Source organism: Pseudomonas quasicaspiana (assembly GCF_021147825.1).
Taxonomy (GTDB): domain Bacteria; phylum Pseudomonadota; class Gammaproteobacteria; order Pseudomonadales; family Pseudomonadaceae; genus Aquipseudomonas; species Aquipseudomonas quasicaspiana.
Map to the genome: position 1 here is coordinate 125507 of NZ_JAGTPI010000006.1, position 17791 is coordinate 143297.

Annotated in this window: 19 protein-coding genes; 6 read left to right on the forward strand and 13 right to left on the reverse strand. The window is 57.7% G+C overall.

Annotation, left to right across the window (positions count from 1 at the left end):
* Positions 1 to 1728, reverse strand: coding sequence for a tetratricopeptide repeat protein (locus KDX30_RS06515; RefSeq protein ID WP_099270507.1), 1728 nt, complete (start codon positions 1726 to 1728; stop codon positions 1 to 3).
* A gap of 226 nt (positions 1729 to 1954) precedes the next feature.
* On the opposite strand from KDX30_RS06515, the gene hemA reads away from it, so the two are divergent.
* The 6 genes from hemA (at position 1955) to KDX30_RS06545 (ending at position 7324) form a co-directional block, all read left to right on the forward strand.
* Positions 1955 to 3232, forward strand: a complete 1278-nt coding sequence (gene hemA / locus KDX30_RS06520; RefSeq protein WP_231675312.1) for a glutamyl-tRNA reductase — start codon at positions 1955 to 1957, stop codon at positions 3230 to 3232.
* On the forward strand, positions 3229 to 4311 hold the full coding sequence (gene prfA, locus KDX30_RS06525) for a peptide chain release factor 1 (RefSeq protein ID WP_231675313.1): 1083 nt from the start codon (positions 3229 to 3231) through the stop codon (positions 4309 to 4311). Before hemA ends, prfA begins: the two co-directional genes overlap by 4 nt.
* Positions 4312 to 5145: a peptide chain release factor N(5)-glutamine methyltransferase gene (prmC, locus tag KDX30_RS06530; protein ID WP_027902873.1), complete on the forward strand. Its 834-nt coding sequence runs from the start codon at positions 4312 to 4314 to the stop codon at positions 5143 to 5145. It abuts the gene before it with no gap.
* The gene (locus tag KDX30_RS06535; RefSeq protein WP_231675314.1) at positions 5139 to 5897 is read left to right on the forward strand and encodes a molybdopterin-synthase adenylyltransferase MoeB; all 759 of its coding nucleotides are present in this window, start codon (positions 5139 to 5141) and stop codon (positions 5895 to 5897) included. The genes prmC and KDX30_RS06535 overlap by 7 nt, the downstream gene beginning before the upstream one ends.
* Positions 5890 to 6690, forward strand: a complete 801-nt coding sequence (gene murI, locus KDX30_RS06540; protein WP_099270504.1) for a glutamate racemase — start codon at positions 5890 to 5892, stop codon at positions 6688 to 6690. The genes KDX30_RS06535 and murI overlap by 8 nt, the downstream gene beginning before the upstream one ends.
* A gap of 115 nt (positions 6691 to 6805) precedes the next feature.
* Positions 6806 to 7324 carry an acyloxyacyl hydrolase gene (locus KDX30_RS06545; protein WP_027902876.1) on the forward strand — a complete coding sequence of 173 codons (519 nt, stop codon included), beginning with the start codon at positions 6806 to 6808 and terminating at the stop codon, positions 7322 to 7324.
* 103 nt (positions 7325 to 7427) lie between these two features.
* On the opposite strand, the gene KDX30_RS06550 is transcribed toward KDX30_RS06545, so the two are convergent.
* The 12 genes from KDX30_RS06550 to KDX30_RS06605 all read right to left on the reverse strand — a co-directional run bounded on the left by KDX30_RS06550 (position 7428) and on the right by KDX30_RS06605 (position 17541).
* Positions 7428 to 7742 carry a YkgJ family cysteine cluster protein gene (locus tag KDX30_RS06550; protein WP_049827204.1) on the reverse strand — a complete coding sequence of 105 codons (315 nt, stop codon included), beginning with the start codon at positions 7740 to 7742 and terminating at the stop codon, positions 7428 to 7430.
* A gap of 16 nt (positions 7743 to 7758) precedes the next feature.
* The gene (locus KDX30_RS06555) at positions 7759 to 8280 is read right to left on the reverse strand and encodes a DUF2878 domain-containing protein (protein WP_231666513.1); all 522 of its coding nucleotides are present in this window, start codon (positions 8278 to 8280) and stop codon (positions 7759 to 7761) included.
* Positions 8273 to 9538, reverse strand: a complete 1266-nt coding sequence (locus tag KDX30_RS06560) for an SAM-dependent methyltransferase (protein ID WP_231666514.1) — start codon at positions 9536 to 9538, stop codon at positions 8273 to 8275. The genes KDX30_RS06555 and KDX30_RS06560 overlap by 8 nt, the downstream gene beginning before the upstream one ends.
* Entirely contained in the window at positions 9525 to 10325 is an 801-nt protein-coding gene (locus tag KDX30_RS06565) for a DUF1365 domain-containing protein (RefSeq protein ID WP_027902880.1), read from the reverse strand. Before KDX30_RS06565 ends, KDX30_RS06560 begins: the two co-directional genes overlap by 14 nt.
* Complete coding sequence (locus tag KDX30_RS06570) at positions 10322 to 11569, reverse strand: NAD(P)/FAD-dependent oxidoreductase (RefSeq protein ID WP_122705638.1); 1248 nt, start codon at positions 11567 to 11569, stop codon at positions 10322 to 10324. The genes KDX30_RS06565 and KDX30_RS06570 overlap by 4 nt, the downstream gene beginning before the upstream one ends.
* Entirely contained in the window at positions 11566 to 12354 is a 789-nt protein-coding gene (locus KDX30_RS06575; RefSeq protein WP_027902882.1) for an SDR family NAD(P)-dependent oxidoreductase, read from the reverse strand. The genes KDX30_RS06570 and KDX30_RS06575 overlap by 4 nt, the downstream gene beginning before the upstream one ends.
* Complete coding sequence (locus KDX30_RS06580) at positions 12351 to 12773, reverse strand: nuclear transport factor 2 family protein (protein ID WP_231666515.1); 423 nt, start codon at positions 12771 to 12773, stop codon at positions 12351 to 12353. The genes KDX30_RS06575 and KDX30_RS06580 overlap by 4 nt, the downstream gene beginning before the upstream one ends.
* Positions 12766 to 14214 carry a deoxyribodipyrimidine photo-lyase gene (gene phrB, locus KDX30_RS06585; protein WP_231666516.1) on the reverse strand — a complete coding sequence of 483 codons (1449 nt, stop codon included), beginning with the start codon at positions 14212 to 14214 and terminating at the stop codon, positions 12766 to 12768. Before phrB ends, KDX30_RS06580 begins: the two co-directional genes overlap by 8 nt.
* Before the next feature lie 9 nt (positions 14215 to 14223).
* Positions 14224 to 15162, reverse strand: coding sequence for a MerR family transcriptional regulator (locus tag KDX30_RS06590; RefSeq protein ID WP_231675315.1), 939 nt, complete (start codon positions 15160 to 15162; stop codon positions 14224 to 14226).
* Positions 15163 to 15164: 2 nt separating this feature from the next.
* Positions 15165 to 16127 (reverse strand): YbgA family protein, encoded by a 963-nt coding sequence (locus tag KDX30_RS06595; RefSeq protein ID WP_027902886.1) that lies wholly within the window; start codon positions 16125 to 16127, stop codon positions 15165 to 15167.
* Between the two features lie 215 nt (positions 16128 to 16342).
* Positions 16343 to 16558 (reverse strand): TIGR02450 family Trp-rich protein, encoded by a 216-nt coding sequence (locus tag KDX30_RS06600; protein ID WP_027902887.1) that lies wholly within the window; start codon positions 16556 to 16558, stop codon positions 16343 to 16345.
* Positions 16555 to 17541: an NAD(P)/FAD-dependent oxidoreductase gene (locus KDX30_RS06605; protein WP_231675316.1), complete on the reverse strand. Its 987-nt coding sequence runs from the start codon at positions 17539 to 17541 to the stop codon at positions 16555 to 16557. The genes KDX30_RS06600 and KDX30_RS06605 overlap by 4 nt, the downstream gene beginning before the upstream one ends.
* Between the last annotated feature and the right edge of the window lie 250 nt (positions 17542 to 17791).

The following is a 17791-nucleotide window of genomic DNA, read 5'->3' on the forward strand; positions in this document are numbered from 1 at the left end:
TTAAAGAGTCTCGGATCCGGTCAGGCGCAACAGAGTGCTGCGCAGAATAGGGCTGTCAGGTTGTTCTTCAAGGGCTTTGCCCCAGACTTTGCGGGCTTCGCGCTGCTCGCCTTTGGCCCACAGCACTTCGCCCAGGTGGGCGGCCACTTCATGATCGGGGAAGCGTTCAAGTGCCAGGCGCAGCAGGCGCTCGGCTTCGTCCAGATTACCCAGGCGGTAGTTTACCCAGCCAAGGCTATCGAGGACTGCAGGATCTTCCGGATTGAGTTTGTGGGCTCTTTCGATCAGCTCCTTGGCTTCTGCATAGCGCGTGGTGCGGTCGGAAAGGGTGTAGCCCAGCGCATTCAACGCCATGGCGTTTTCCGGCTCACGCTTGAGAATCGAGCGCAGGTCTTTTTCCATCTGGGCCAGATCACCGCGTTTTTCCGCCATCATCGAGCGGGTGTACAGCAGATTCAGGTCATCCGGATACTGCTTGAGCGCTTGATTCAGCAACTGCCAGGCGCGATCCACCTGATTGTTGCTGGACAGGGTTTCGGCTTCGATCAGGTACAACTGGATCGCGTAGTCAGGTTGTGAATCGCGAGCCTCTGACAAACGTTTGGAAGCTTCGGCCGCGCTGCCGTTGCTCATCAGAATATCGGCCTGACGTAACTGTGCGGACAGATAATCCGGGCCGGGGCCAACCTGGGCATATTCGGCAAGTGCGCTTTGTTGATCGTTACGCTCTTCATGGATGCGACCCAGATTCAGGTGCGCGGAGTCCTCATGAGCGCCGCGGGCTATCAGCTCTTCCAGATAACCTGCTGCTTCATCCCATGCCTTGGCTTCAAGGCAGACCAATGCCAGGGAGAAACGCAGTTCATCGTCATCTGGATACTGCTGCACAAGGCTGGAGAACTGCACTTTGGCGTCTTCCATGCGGTTCTGTTCAACCAGCATGCGGGCGTAAGTCAGGCGCAGGCGCTTGTCGTCCGGGTATTTCTTGATGCTTTTTTCGAGGATCGGCAATGCTTCCTTGCCACGGTTCAAGCCTTGCAGCAGGCGAGCGCGTAGCAGTATCGGAGCAATTTCACCTTCTTTAGGCGGATTATCTTCCAGCAGCTTCAGTGAGGCTTGTGCGTCACCGTTCTGTTGAAGCAGCAATGCCTTGCCGAAAATCAGCTGTCCGTTGTTTGGGTATTTGACCAGCAGTCGGTCAAAGCTGGTAAGCAGCGCGTTGCGGGTTTCCGGATTGGTTTCCGCCGCTGACAGTGCCAGGAAGTCGAAATGCGTGTCGCCTTGACCTTGCAGGACTTTTTCCATGTACACCATGGAGTCGTCATAGCGTCCCGCCCGAGCCAGTTGAATGGCTGCTGCGCGCTGTGCTTCAAGGTTTTCCCGGTCGTTTCTGGCCCAGATCAGCGAAGTGTCCAGCGCCGCCTGATCGGCACCCAGATACTCGGCAATGCGGAATGCGCGCTCGGAAACACCCGGATCCTGAGTGTTGATCGCCTGGGTCACGTAGTTGTCCAGGGCAATGTCGAAACGATTGCGCTGGCCAGCCAGTTCCGCGCTCAGCAGGCTGACGAGGGTTTCCTGAGTGAACGAGCCGTAGACCTGAGGCTTGGCTTCAGGTGCGGGGGCGGTGTCTTTCGGCGCAGGAGTAGTCTGCGGCTGAACCGGAGCCATGGACTGGCAACCGCTGAGAAAGACGAGGGCGAGAAACAGCGCGGAGGATCTATTCATATATAAGAAGGGACGACTTACCTGCGGTTTTGAGCATCATGACACAAGGCTGGGAGCAAACCCACAGCCGGTTGGAAAACTGCCGGAACGCATATTTGTTTATGCCGTAAGCGCCATTTCGGGGCGTTTGCAGCGTGAGTCTATTAGGACAATAGTCAACGGTGGTTGTTCTGAGTCTATTGAAGTAGGACAATTGTCGGCTTCACGTCACCATCAGCGACCTTGAATGGCCTTCCTTGCACTTGGTATCAACCATAAGACTGCCTCAGTAGACGTCCGCGAGCGCGTGGCATTTACGCCAGAGCAGCTGGTTGAGGCCTTGCAGCAGCTTTGCCGCCTTACCAATAGCCGCGAAGCTGCGATCCTTTCTACGTGTAATCGTAGCGAGTTGTACATCGAACAGGACCAGATCGGTTCTGAGACGGTGCTCGCCTGGCTGGCCGAATATCACCATTTAAGCCTGGATGAGCTGCGCGCGAGTGCTTATGTGCACGCCGACGATGCGGCTGTTCGTCACATGATGCGAGTCGCCTCCGGGCTCGACTCGCTGGTATTGGGTGAGCCGCAGATTCTCGGTCAGATGAAGTCCGCCTACGCCGTGGCCCGGGAAGCCGGCACCATCGGTCCGTTGCTGGGCCGACTGTTTCAGGCCACTTTCAGCGCTGCCAAGCAGGTACGCACCGATACGGCTATTGGTGAAAACCCGGTTTCCGTGGCTTTTGCCGCTGTCAGTCTGGCAAAACAGATTTTCAGTGATTTGCAACGCAGCCAGGCTTTGCTGATCGGCGCGGGTGAAACCATCACGTTGGTTGCGCGTCATTTGCATGACCTTGGCGTCAAGCGCATCGTGGTTGCCAACCGGACCCTTGAGCGGGCGAGTATTCTGGCAGCCGAGTTCGGCGCTCACGCGGTATTGCTCTCTGACATCCCGGGAGAGCTGGTCAATAGCGACATTGTGATCAGCTCGACGGCCAGCCAGCTGCCGATTCTTGGTAAGGGCGCAGTTGAAAGTGCCCTGAAGCTGCGCAAACATAAGCCGATCTTCATGGTCGATATTGCTGTGCCACGGGACATCGAGCCCGAAGTCGGCGAGCTGGACGACGTCTATCTATATACCGTTGACGACTTGCATGAAGTGGTCGCCGAGAACCTCAAGAGTCGCCAGGGCGCTGCCATGGCAGCCGAAGAGCTGGTCTCGACGGGCGCCAATGAATTCATGTTCCGCCTGCGTGAACTGGCCGCAGTGGACGTGCTTAGGGCTTATCGCCAGCAAAGCGAGCGATTGCGCGACGAAGAATTACTCAAGGCTCAGCGTATGCTGGCCAACGGCGGCAACGCCGAAGACGTGCTGGTGCAGCTGGCGCGCGGGTTGACCAACAAGTTATTGCACGCGCCGAGCGTGCAGTTGAAAAAACTCTCTGCCGAAGGCCGCCTCGACGCGCTGGCCATGGCCCAGGAACTTTTTGCCCTCGGTGAGGGCTCGACGGATAAACCCCCGCAATGAAAGCCTCACTGCTCAACAAACTCGATATCCTCAGCGATCGTTTCGAGGAACTGACCGCGTTGCTTGGCGATGCCGAGATTATTTCGGATCAGACCAGGTTTCGCGCGTACTCCAGGGAATACGCTGAAGTAGAGCCAATCGTCGCTGCTTATAAACAGCTGCTCAAGGCCTTGGCTGATCTGGACGGTGCTCAGGCATTGCTCAAGGACAGCGATCCGGACATGCGTGAAATGGCGGTGGAGGAAGTCCGCGAGACCAAGCAATTGCTGGCCGATCTGGAAAGCCAGCTGCAACGCATGTTGCTGCCCAAGGACCCGAATGACGGGCGTAACGTGTTCCTCGAAATTCGTGCCGGCACCGGTGGCGACGAGGCGGCTATTTTCTCCGGCGACCTGTTCCGCATGTATTCGCGTTATGCCGAGCGCCGTGGTTGGCGGATAGAGATTCTGTCCGAAAACGAAGGCGAGCATGGCGGCTATAAAGAGGTGATTGCCCGGGTTGAAGGCGAGAACGTTTACGGCAAGCTCAAATTCGAGTCCGGTGCGCATCGCGTGCAGCGGGTTCCGGAAACAGAATCCCAGGGTCGTATCCATACTTCCGCCTGCACAGTAGCCGTTCTGCCTGAGCCGGACGAGCAACAGGCAATCGAAATCAATCCTGCGGACCTGCGTGTTGACACCTATCGTTCATCGGGCGCGGGTGGTCAGCACGTCAACAAGACTGACTCGGCGATTCGCATTACTCACCTTCCGTCGGGTATTGTCGTCGAGTGCCAGGAAGAGCGCTCGCAGCACAAGAACCGTGCCCGTGCGATGTCCTGGCTATCTGCCAAACTGAACGACCAGCAAACCAGCGCCGCTGCCAATGCCATTGCCAGTGAGCGTAAACTGCTGGTGGGCTCGGGTGATCGATCCGAGCGTATCCGGACTTATAACTTCCCTCAGGGGCGAGTAACGGATCACCGCGTGAATTTGACCTTGTATTCGCTGGATGAAGTTTTAGCCGGTGGTGTCGATGCAGTGATAGAGCCGCTACTTGCCGAATATCAGGCAGACCAACTAGCGGCACTGGGTGAGTAAATGACCATCATCGCCAGCCTGTTAAGAAGCGCCGAGCTTCCTGATTCACCAACTGCCCGTCTTGATGCTGAACTGCTTCTGGCGGCTGCGCTGGGTAAACCGCGCAGTTTCCTGCACACCTGGCCGGAGCGAATTGTCAGCAGCGAAGCTGCACTGACCTTTGCTTCCCATCTGCAGCGCCGTCGTACCGGTGAACCCGTGGCCTACATTCTGGGGCAGCAGGGGTTCTGGAAGCTGGATCTTGACGTCGCGCCTCATACATTGATTCCGCGTCCTGAAACCGAAATGCTGGTTGAAGCAGCATTGGAACTGGTGCCTGCCTTTGCGCCCACTCGTGTGCTTGACCTGGGCACCGGTACTGGAGCGATTGCATTGGCTCTGGCCAGCGAGCGGCCGGTCTGGCAAGTGACGGCGGTGGATCGGGTGCTAGAAGCCGTCGCGTTGGCCGAGCGCAATCGTCAACGTCTGCATCTGGACAACGCCAGGGTGCTGAGCAGTCACTGGTTCAGCTCTCTTGAAGGTCAGCGCTTTGATCTGATCATCAGTAACCCGCCGTACATCGCTGCCGAAGATCCGCATCTGGCGGCGGGCGATGTGCGTTTCGAGCCCAGCAGCGCGCTGGTGGCCGGGTCGGATGGTCTGGATGATCTACGCATGATCATCGAGCAAGCACCGAACTACTTGAACGACGATGGGTGGTTGCTGCTGGAGCATGGCTACGACCAGGGTGCAGCGGTCCGCGAGCTGTTGAGCCGCCATGGTTTTGAGAAGATTCAGACCCGCCGCGACCTGGGCGACCATGAGCGCATTACCTTTGGGCGTCTGCCGTGCTGAGTGATCAGGAACTGTTGCGCTATAGCCGACAGATTCTGCTGCAGCACGTCGATATCGAAGGTCAGTTCAAACTCAAGCAAAGCCGGGTGCTGATCGTGGGCCTCGGTGGCCTGGGCTCTCCCGTTGCCTTGTATCTGGCGGCCGCAGGTGTTGGCGAATTGCACCTGGCCGACTTCGATACCGTTGACCTGACGAACCTGCAACGCCAGATTATTCACGACAGCCAGACAGTCGGGCAGAGCAAGGTGGATTCGGCCATCGCTCGTCTGACTGCAATCAATCCTGAGATATCTCTTGTCCCTCATCGCGCCGCGCTGGATGTCGATTCCCTGGCGACGGCCGTCGAGGGTGTCGATCTGGTACTCGATTGCTCAGACAATTTCGCGACTCGTGGTGCGGTCAATGCCGCCTGTGTGGCGGCCAGAAAACCCTTGGTCAGCGGTGCGGCGATTCGCCTGGAAGGGCAGTTGTCGGTGTTCGATCCACGTCGACCTGAAAGCCCTTGCTATCACTGCTTATATGGTCACGGCAGCGAAGCCGAGCTGACCTGTAGCGAAGCCGGTGTGATCGGGCCTCTCGTGGGATTGGTCGGCAGCCTGCAGGCCCTTGAAGCACTCAAAGTACTAGTCGGTTTCGGTGAGCCGCTGGTGGGGCGTTTGTTGTTGATTGACGCGCTGAGCACCCGCTTTCGTGAATTGAAGGTCAAGCGTGATCCGGGGTGTAGCGTCTGCGGTGCAGGGCAGCATGAGTAAAGCCAGCGATGCGCCGGTGGGCGTATTTGATTCCGGCGTAGGTGGCTTGTCGGTGCTGGGCGAGATTCACAACCTGTTACCCAACGAGTCGCTGCTGTACGTCGCGGACTGCGGGCATATTCCTTACGGAGAGAAAACCCCGGAGTTCATCCGCGAACGCTGCATGATCATCGCGCAATTCTTTCGCGAGCAAGGGGCCAAGGCACTGGTGCTGGCCTGCAACACCGCGACTGCCGCTGCCGCCGCTCAATTGCGTGAACATTATCCTGACTGGCCGATTATCGGAATGGAGCCTGCGGTCAAACCGGCGGCGGCTGCGACCCGCAGTGGTGTGGTTGGGGTGCTCGCTACCACCGGTACTTTGCAAAGCGCGAAGTTCGCCGCCTTGCTCGACCGTTTCGCGGGTGATGTACGGGTCGTGACGCAGCCGTGCCCCGGCCTGGTGGAACTGATCGAAGCGGGCGATCTGTTCAGCCCGACCATTCGTGCCCTGCTGCGGGGCTATGTCGAACCGCTTCTCGCCGAGGGCTGCGACACGATCATCCTCGGCTGTACCCACTATCCCTTCCTCAAACCTCTGCTGCGGGAAATGATTCCGGAATCGGTCATCTTGATCGACACCGGTCACGCCGTGGCTCGCCAGCTCCAGCGGTTGTTGGCTCAACACGGCCTCCTGCACGATGGAAACGCCCAGGAAACGCAGTTCTGGACCAGCGCTGATTTGTATAATTTCGGAAACATCCTACCTACACTATGGAAAAAATCTGACAATGTGCGATTCTTCGATTTGTAAAAAAATCGTGAAAAGCTTTGCTTGGCATTGGAACTAACGTTCCACGCCAGATTTCTATAGCAAGTCGGTTATCTGCAAATACACTTAATAATGCATTCGAAATAGGAAGTTTCTGATGAAGCGTCTGTTGTGCTTGGCTGCGCTTGCGGCTGCGTTGATGGGGCAAACTTCACTTACTCAAGCCGCTGGCGTTGAGTTTTCGGTCGGTCAGACGGGCCAGACGACCCAGACTTACCGCCTGGGCATGAAGTTTGATTGGGATAAAAGCTGGCTGCAGAGCGATGTAGGTCGCCTGACCGGTTATTGGGATGGCGCTTACACGTACTGGGATGGCGACAAGCGTTCCAGCAACAACAGCCTTTCGTTTTCTCCGGTATTCGTTTACGAATTCGCTGGCCAGAACGTGAAGCCTTACATCGAAGCCGGTATCGGTGTCGCTGTATTCTCCAATACGCAAATCGAAGACAACAAGCTGGGTTCGGCTTTCAACTTTGAAGACCGTATCGGCTTTGGTGTGCGCTTCAACGGCGGTCATGAAATTGGCATCCGTGCGACTCACTACTCGAACGCTGGTATCAAAGAGCCAAACGACGGTATTGAGAGCTACGCATTGCATTACACGATGCCGCTCTGACGCCATCGCGAGCAAGCTCGGCTCCTACAGCTAACCGTGTTCCCCTGTGGGAGCTGAGCTTGCTCGCGATAAGAGCGCCGCAAATACGGCCTTGGCAATGCCGCTACAAGTAAGCCCCTTCAATCCCCAGCCTTTCATGCATGCACTCCTCTGAACCGGTCTCAAACTCCCGGCAGATCAGGGGACGTTTCTCATAGATGGTGCACATCATCGTGTTGCGATCCAGCGCGGCGCACCAGCCGTCGTCCAGCCGCAGCATGACTTCGCCGCCCCAGTCGTCGGTATCGATAAAGCGTTCAGGCACGCCGGTGTCCGTAATCAGCATGACTTCAAGCTGGCAGCAACAGGCTGCGCAGGTTGAGCAGGTGATGGCGGTTTCGGTGGGAATCGGGCGGGTCGGGATCAGGGTGGCAGTCATAGGCGCGCAGTGTATGTCAGCGCGAGGCGGGCATGTTGACTGAATGACCGGTGAGCAATCGACCGGATAGCCATTGCAGCAGCGCAAATACCACGGCCCATAGCACCGCCAGCAGTGCCATGCTCGGCCATAAACCCAGCGGCAGCTGCACGCCAGCCAGCTGCGAACCGGCGTAATACGACATCGGCCCGCCAATCGCTCCAAGGATACTGGCGCGCCACCAAGGTTTTGCGGTCCAGGCCAGGCAATGCCTGAGCGTAGTGCCCAATACTGCCCACAGCAGAATCAGCCACAGCGGGATCAGCAAGCCCTGGCTGCCAAAGTCGAAGACGCCGAGCAGCATCAGTCCGCTGTCCAGCAAGGTGCCCAGACCGGTTATCCACAGCAATAATTTACCTTCGGCCGTCCACGAACTTATCCACAGCAGATGAATGAGCAGGACGCCAACCGGAATCAACAGCCAATAACTATTACCGCCCAGCACGCAGGCAAACCAGCCGAGCTGGAATAGCACAGCATTGGCGATCTGCTTAAGCATTGAAACGGCCCAACAGCGGCTGTGGCGATGCGCAGGGTTTGGCCAGCAGCAACTGCGCGGTGCCGATGGTACGTTCCAGGAAACCACCCTCGCAGTAGCACAGGTAAAACTCCCACAGCCGCAGGAAGTAATCGTCGTAGCCCAGCTCTGCGAGGTAACCATGAGCGTGTCGAAAGTTGTCATGCCAGATGCGCAGGGTGCGCGCGTAATGCAGGCCAAAATCCTCCATGTGCAGCAGGTTCATGTCAGTGTCGCGACCGACAATTTCCAGCATTTTGTGCACCGACGGCAGCGCACCACCGGGAAAAATATAGCGCTGGATGAAGTCGACACTGCCTTTGGCCTGCTCGTAACGCTGCTCGCGGATGGTGATGGCTTGCAGCAACATCAGGCCGTCGTCCTTGAGCAGGTGGGCGCATTGCTTGAAGTAAGTCGGCAGAAACCGGTGGCCGACCGCTTCAATCATTTCAATCGAGACCAGCTTGTCGAACTGTCCCGTAAGGTCCCGATAGTCCTTGAGCAGCAGGGTGATCTGATCTTTCAGGCCCAGCGTCGCAATTCGCTCCTCGGTGTAGGCGAACTGCTCTTGGGACAGCGTCGTCGTTGTGACTTTGCAGCCATAGTGCTGCGCAGCGTAAATCGCCATGCTGCCCCAGCCGGTACCGATTTCCAGCAGGTGGTCCTCGGGTTTCAACGCCAGCTTCTGACAAATTCGTTCCAGCTTGTTCAACTGCGCCTGTTCCAGGGTGTCTTCAGGCGTCAGGAACTGCGCCGCCGAATACATCATGGTGGGGTCAAGAAACTGCTTGAACAGCTCGTTGCCCAGATCGTAATGGGCGGCGATATTTTTCTGCGAGCCTTCACGGGTATTGCGATTCAGCCAGTGCAACGCCTGAATGAAGGGGCGGCCCAGCCGTGCTATTCCGCCTTCCATCGCGTCCAGCACATCCAGGTTGCTGACGAAAACCCTGATGACGGCAGTCAGGTCCGGCGAGGTCCAGTAGCCATGGATGTAGGCTTCGCCTGCGCCAATGGAGCCATTACTGGCGACCATGCCCCAGGTGGCTGAGTCGAGAATCTGGATCTCGCCCTGGACAACGGCCCCTGCCACGCCGAATACATGGCGCTCATCGCCTTCATTGACGACCAGTTGGCCGCTGCGCAACCGGGCAAGCTGGCGTAGCACGCCGCGCCGCAGGATGTTGGCAGTCAGGCTGTTGGTGCCCAGATTGGCCGAAAAACTGCTACTGCTTTTCATGGGGTTTACCCTTCAATTGCGTGGCGGCAGTGCGGTAGTCGCCGTCAGCGGCCTGATGAGAAAAAAGTGGAACACGTTTCAAAAATAGACGTAATGCTTGCCAGTAAATCGCCAGGCAGGTCTTGGCGGTCATCCATGGAAAAGCCAGTAAATAACGATGCAGATTGCTTCTTGTCAGGTCCCGGCGTTGCAGGTTAAGCGTGGCGTCGAACATTTTCAGATCGCCTTGCCAGTCTGCCATGTGAACGCCGAGACGCTCGCCGGGCGGACTGAAACTCATCCGGTATTCAAGATCGCGGGGCAGGAACGGCGAAACGTGGAAGGCCTTGGCTACGGCGAAGTGCTGATGACCTTCACCGTCGGCAGGCAATACATAGTGGTAGCGCTCGCGCCACGGTGTATTGCTGACTTCACAGAGAATAGCCGCCAGCGCGCCATCCTCTTCAAAGCAATAAAAAAAGCTCACTGGATTAAAGGCCAGGCCCCAACTGCGCGCTTGAGTCAGCAGGCAGATTTTGCCCTGCGGAACATGACCTATGGCTTGGCCGACGCGTTCACGGACGGCGTCTGTCAGCGGTATGCCTTTGCGCGTAAATTCACGCAGGTAATCCGTCTCCCGGAATGAAAACGGCGACCAGCGACTTTTGCCTGCGAGGGGAGAGGCTTTCAATACCTCGCGCTGCTCATCCAGATCCAGATACAGCAGGCCGATCCGATAACGAAAGTCATGAGCCCGCGGCGCAAAGCGCCGGTGGGCTATCCAGCCGCTGTACAGGGCGCTGTTCACAATGATTCGCCCAACGCCGAGGCAACCCGAAGGCCGCTGACCACGCCGTCTTCATGAAAGCCATTGGCCCAGTAAGCGCCGCAAAACCAGGTATGGTTAACGCCATCCAGTTCAGGCCAGCGCGCCTGAGCGTCTACGCCTGCCAGGCTGTACTGCGGATGGGAGTAGGTATAGCGGGCAAGAATTTTGTTCGGGTCGATGGCTTCGGTCTGATTGAGGCTGACGCAAAAGGTCGTGTCGCTGTCGATGCCCTGCAGGATGTTCATGTCATAGGTCACAGCGGCCAATTGTTGCTTGCCGCCGCCGAGTCGATAGTTCCAGCTGGCCCAGGCCAGCGGTCGCTTGGGCAACAGGCGGGTGTCTGTGTGTAGCACCACGTCATTTTCGGCGTAGGGCAGGGCACCCAGGATTTCCTGCTCGGCGGCGCTCGGCTGCGCAAGCATTTTCAGGGCCTGATCGCTGTGGCAGGCAAACACGACTTTGTCAAAGCGCTCACTGCCTGCGGCGCTGTGAACGGTCACGCCTTCTGCATCCCGCTCAACGCGATTGACCGGGCACGACAAACGAATCCGCTCGGCAAACGACGCTGTCAACGGCTCGATGTAACGGCTGGAACCGCCTTCGATGACGCACCATTGCGGCCGATTGCTGACGGATAACAAGCCATGATTCTTGAAGAACCGCACGAAGAATTGCAGCGGGAAGGCGAGCATGTCTGCCAGGGACATGGACCAGATCGCCGCGCCCATGGGCACGATGTAGTGATCAATAAAGCGCTCGCCGTAACCGCGGCTGCGCAGGTACTCACCCAGGGTGGTGTCTTGAGCGATCCGCTGGCTTTCCAGATCGGCCAGCGCTTCGCGGTTAAAACGCAGAATGTCGCGCAGCATTCCCCAGAAACTCAGGGACAACAGGTTGCTGCGCTGGGCAAACAGGCTGTTTAGGTTATTACCGTTGTATTCGGTCCGGGTCTTAGGATCGGTGACGGAGAAGCTCATTTCGGTGGGCTTGAAGGTAACGCCCAGTTGGCCGAGCAAGCGGATGAAATTTGGATAGGTCCAGTCGTTGAACACGATAAAGCCGGTATCAATGGCGTAATCGCGGCCATTCACATTTACATCAACGGTATGGGTATGCCCGCCAATCCAGTCTGCCGCCTCGAACACCGTAATGTCGTGAGAACGGTTGAGCAGATAAGCGCTGGTCAGGCCCGCGATACCACTGCCGATGATGGCGATCTTCATTGGGCGTCCTTGTGTTGAGCCGCTGAGCGGGCCATGCGTTTGCCTAACGCAAGCTGCACACGGGTAGGAAGCAGCGCCAATAACCGCAGGGTCAGGATGAACAGCCCGGGGAATGCGATTTCCATCGGGCGACGCGTCCGCTGCAAGCGCTCGGAGATGTATTTCGCGGCTTTTTTGACCGGCCAGCGCATGGGCATGGCGAAGTCGTTTTTAGCGGTCAGCGGGGTATCGACAAAGCCTGGGCTGACGACGGTGACGTCGATATTTTCGTGGGCCAGATCGATTCGCAGGGATTCGAACAAATAACGCATGCCGGCCTTGGATGCGCCGTAAGCCTCACTGCGGGTGAGCGGCAGATAGGTCACCGAACTGCACACGCCCACCAGATGCGGCTTGTTGCCTTTGCGCAGCAGCAACAGTGCTTCTTGCACGCAGTAGGAACTGGCCAGCAGATTGGTACGAACCACTCGCTCAAGCAGCGCGGCATCGAAATGGTTGGTGTCGATGTATTCGCACGTGCCAGCGTTGATGATCGCGCTGTCCAGGGCTCCCCACGTCTGGCCAATGCGATCACCGATGGCAGTGATTTGTTCGCCATCGGTCAAATCCCCCGGTACGAGCAAGACTTGCCCGGGAAAACGTCGATCCAGCTCTTCGAGCGGGCCCAGAGTTCGAGCCGTAAGCGCCAGCTTGTGACCGGCGACGAGCAGCTCTTCGGCGAGCGCCAGACCAATGCCGCTGCTGGCACCGGTCAACCAGATACGTCGCACGTTCGAATCACTCATCCCAATCTCCTTTTCAGCCAGGCAATCAGCTGGCCCATGATCGGCAAGTGCTCGTACAGCAAAGCGCCTGCATCGAAATAGTCACGATGTTGATAAACCTTGTCGCGCCAGAGCAGATGCGAGCAGCCCTCAACCCGGATCGTCTTTCCTCTGACAAGGCGCGGATGGGAGTAGCTCATTGTCCAGCGCAGATAACCGTTGCCCTCGCTGACTTGGTCAAACCCATGAAAGTCGAAACGCAGATCACTGACATTGGCGTACAACTCGGCGAAATAACGACGCATCTGCGGCAGCCCATGAATCTGGTGCAACGGGTCGGTGAACTGCACATCGTCGCTGTACAGGTCGCCGAGGCGGTCCAGACTGTTCTTGTCCAGAGCTGCAAATTCATGAGCAAAGCGCCGCAGGAAATCAGTCATCGGTAACCTCTGCCGCGGGCTGGCGATGAGGCAAAGCCTTGAACGCAGCCAACGCGCGGGCGCGGCTGCTACTCAGGTCGACAATCGGTTTGGGATAACTAGCCACACCAAACAGGCCGCCAGACGCCGCCGGGTTATGCACTTCCTTTTTGTTGAGGTCGGCCAGTTCGGGCAACCACTTCTTCAGGAACAGACCTTCGGGGTCGAACTTCTCGGATTGCGACAACGGATTGAATATCCGGAAATACGGCGATGAATCGGTACCCGTCGACGAACTCCACTGCCAGCCACCGTTATTGGCGGCCAGATCGCCGTCGATCAGGTGCTGCATGAAAAAGCGTTCGCCTTCGCGCCAGTCAATCAGCAGATTCTTGGTCAGGAACATCGCCACGACCATGCGCAGGCGGTTATGCATCCAGCCGGTTTCCAGCAACTGGCGCATGGCGGCGTCAATGATCGGCAGGCCTGTGCGCGCTTCTTTCCAGGCGGCCAGCTCCTCGGGGGCATCACGCCATTTCAGGGCTTCGGTTTCCGGGCGAAAAGCGCGATACCGCGATACTCGAGGGAAGCCCACCAGAATGTGTTTATAGAATTCACGCCAGAGCAACTCGTTGATCCAGGTGACTGCGCCGACGCTGCCTGTCTCGAATTCACCCTGATTGCTGCTCAAGGCCGCATGCAGGCATTGGCGCGGCGATATCACGCCAGCAGCCAGGTACGCCGACAACTGACTGGTGCCGGGTTTGGCCGGAAAGTCACGCTCGGAGCGATAGTAATCAATCTGCTCATCGCTGAAGGCGGCCAGTCGCCGACGCGCTTCGTCCTCACCAGCAGGCCACAAGGCTTGCAGTGCCTGAGGAGGCGTGGCGAATCCCTCTACCTGTTCGGGGACGCGATCACTTTTTATATCCAGCGCTGCCTGAGGTTTCGGCAAGTGAATCAGCGGCGGCATGGCTTGGTGCATGCGGGCGTAGCAGACTTTGCGGAACTGGCTGAACACCTGGAAGTAGGTGCCGGTCTTGGTCAGCACCGTGCCAGGTTTGAAAAACAGCTGATCCAGATAGCTGCGCCACTGAATGTCGGCGTCCTCAAGCGCATCGGCGACGGCGGCGTCCCGGCGGGTTTCGTTGATACCGTATTCTTCGTTGGCATGTAGGGACTGGATATTGTGCTCGCGACACAGTTCCAGCAGCACTCGTGGTGCTTCATCCCAGCTGTCGGCCTCGCGGATCAGCAATGGCACGTTCAATTCGCCCAAGGCTTTTTGCAGCTCGACCAGATTGCGCAGCCAGAAATCTACTTTGCAGGGGGCGTCGTCGTGGCTGCGCCATTGCGTGGGGCTGATCAGGTAAACAGCCACCACCGGACCCTGCTCTATGGCAGCGGTCAGGGCGGTATTGTCGTGAATGCGCAAATCGCTGCGCAGCCATAGCAGTTGCATGTTTATTCCTTAGATAAGATCCAGTAGCTGCAAAGCGGCGAGGGCGCCCAGCGGGTCTTCGGCCAGGTGCAGGCCTTCTATCTTGTTGATCGTCATGGCGAGGTCGTCGCAATGTATACGGACACAGGCACCGGCAAGTACGGTCGGGCACTGAACGTTACTGAGCAATTTTGGGAGCTGGCCGGGATTCAATGCTTTGCTGGAATACAGCAATACCGCTCGCGGTTTAAGCAACTCGGCAGCCAGCGAAAGTTCACCGTTGGGCAGCGGCCAATCGAAAACCTCAACCGGGCAATCGGCGCTGCTGATCAGCCACGCGCTGAGCCACAGGTGCGGCTCCAGCGGTGAATCAGAATGGTTGACCAGCAATAACGGCTTACCGCTGAGCTGACGGTTATTGTGGTAAATCCGGGCACCGAATTTGCTGCGCAGCCAGGAGTAGAAGAACACCTGCTCCATTTGCCCGCCGAAGTGTCCCTGCCAGCGAAATTCAAGCTCTGTCAGCAACGGCATCAACAGTTGTTCGCAGACAGTTCGCGGTGGGTAAAGCGACATGGCCTGGTTGAAAAGGTCGTCAACCCTGCGCTCTGCCAGTTCGCTGATGGCCTTGATCAGGTTCTGACGCAAATCGTCCCAATCGTTACCGGCGACGCTGGTGTCCGGTTGGCGGCTGTCGATGAGGTTTTTTACCTGGCTGACCGATACGCCACGATTGAGCCAGGTGAGAATGTTCATCACCCGTTGGACATGCTCGCCGGAATACAGTCGATGCCCTTTCGGCGTACGGTGCGGCACGATCAGCCCATAGCGACGTTCCCACGCACGCAACGTGACTGCGTTGACTCCGGTCTGACGGGCGACTTCCCGTATCGGCAACCAGCCGCCCTCAACCCCCGGGTCTTCATCGGTTGGCTCGGGCGCAGGGATCACATGCAGTGTGTTGTTCATGTTCAGATCGCATTCCGCAGGCTGAGGTTTTCCGGGTGCGGCTGCATGTAAACCTGCAAGGCCACGTAAGGATCAGGATGTTGGCGGAAGTGGTGTTTGAGCAGCGTCAAGGGCACGATCAACGGCACGATGCCTTGATGGTATTGGGCGATGATTTGCTGCATTTCCTGCTTGTCCGCCGCGCTCAGGGTCTGTTTCAGATAGCCGCTGATGTGCTGCAGGACATTGGTATGGGTGCGGCGGGTAGCGGGTTTTTTCAGGGCCGCCATCAAGTCGCTGAAATAGCGCGGTGCGATCTCGTTGGGATCGCTGCGGCCCATGCTGCCCAGAAAATTGCCCAGTACTTTGTACTGCACCGGGTCGTTGGCCATGAGCTGATATTTATAACGCGAGTGAAATTCGGTCAGGCTGCGGCGCGTGATACCTGCCTTGAGCAAGTCTTGCCACGCGGCATAGGCAAACACGCGGGTGATGAAGTTTTCGCGCAACACCGCGTCGTTGAGGCGGCCGTCTTCTTCTACCGGGAGATTGGGGTGCAGTTCGCAAAACGCCTGAGCATAAATCCCGCGTCCACCTCCCTCAACGGGAGCGCCGTTTTCCGTGTAGACCTTGACTCGCTCAAGCCCACAGGACGGCGACTTCTGCATGAAGATATAGCCGCAGATATCCCCCAGCTCCTCGGCCATCTTTACCCCGTAGTCGGCCAGAGGCTGGGTAACGTTCAGCGCTTTGTTTACCGTTCCGACAGCCTGAGGGCTTTGCGCATCGCCTACCAGACGGATGGGTTCGCGGGGGATGCCCATGCCGATGGCCACTTCCGGGCACGCGGTGACGAACTCGAAATATCGACTCAGCTCGCGGGTGCATAAATGGGATTCTTTATGACCACCATTGAACCGTACCTCGTCGCCCATGAGGCAGGCACTGATGCCGAGTTTCGGTTTATGGACTGCTGGAGAAAGCATGCAAACCTCGGAACATAATTGTACAGAGGTTATTCGCTGTACAACTTCGGTTCATCATAGGTTCAATGCTGTACAAGTCAAATGGTTTGTATAGGGTTTGTACGGGGGGGCGATGCGGTTTCACTGAATGGCGCAGAACCTGTGGGAGCCGAGCTTGCTCGCGATGAACGATAACGCGCAGTGCCTGTTTCTCCGCACCGGCTCCCCGAGTTGCATTACTTCCAACCCATCTTCCAGGTGTCGGCGTCTTGCAACGTCTGCCAGGGCAAGCGTTCACTGCGTTGTGTCAGCACCGCTTGCAGCTCGATCTCAAGCACTGTGCCTTCGTCGTCGCGAAACAACTCCGTGACCAGAAAATGCTTTTCGCGGTTGACCGGCTGAGCGGCTGTCCATTTCGACAGCAGCAGCTTGCGCGGATTGAGGCGGTTCAATTGAGGTGTTCCAGCAAGCGACGCGCTGCCTCCTGGCCGCTGAGCCAGGCGCCTTCGACGCGGCCTGACAAGCACCAGTCGCCGCACACATAAATGCCCTGATCAGGATCTGAAAGCGCACCCCATTCGTGAGCCGTGGCAGGGCGGGCATAGAGCCAGCGGTGCGTCAGGCTGAATGTCGGTGCAGGCACTGCGCAACCAATCAGTTCGGCAAACGCGCCGTGTAAATGCTCGATGACTTCTTCCTTGGGCATGTCGATGTGCTGTCGGCTCCAGGCGCTGGTAGCGTGCAGCACCCAAGTGTCCAGAGTGGTATCGCGCCCGGGTTTGCTGCGATTTCGAGCAAGCCAGTCAATGGGGCTGTCCTGTACGAAGCAGCCTTCCAAAGGCGTTTGCAACGGGCTGTTGAACCCCAGCGCCACGGCCCAGGTAGGGTCCATTTTCACGCTGGCGGCAGCACCCGCAAGTTTTGGCGCGCTGGCCAGTAATGCCGTTGCCTGGGGAGCGGGCGTGGCGATGATCACATGACTGAATGGGCCGTGACTCTGGCCCTCTGCGTCTTGCAGACTCCAGTGCTGCTCGCCACGAAAGACTTCGGTGATCCGGCAGGAGAACGACACCGGCAAGTCGCCCAGCATGGCGCGAGTAATGGCGCTCATGCCGGGTTGGCCGACCCAGCGAACCTGTTCGTCGGGTGACGGGCTGAGCTGTCCGACGTGGGAGTTATAAAGTGATGGCGTCCATTGAGCCGCGCAACCCTGAAGTTGCCACTGCTGCACCGCGGCCATAAAGCGCCGGTCGCGAGCAGTGAAGTATTGCGCGCCCATATCGAGCGAGCCTGCATCACTGCGTTTGCTGGACATCCTTCCGCCACTGCCGCGGCTTTTGTCGAAAAGATGAACCGAGTGCCCGGCAGCATGGAGCGCTTGGGCCGCGGAGAGTCCGGCGATGCCGGTACCGATGATTGCGATAGGTACAGTCATAGGGGCCTCGTTACCTTGTCTGCACAGACTACGCCGTAGTTAAAACCTGTACAATATTGTTTTTTGGTATAACTTGCTTCGATTACAGCCTGGGGCCTGCATAGCCTGTCTCGTACGGCTCGAGATCTAAAATCTGATACTTGAAGGCGACAGGCAACTATCCATACGGACAGTCCGGACGCTTCTTGGCAATGTTTGGCCTATGGTTCATAAGCCATCTGTTGACGCATAAAAAAATAGACTACCGAAA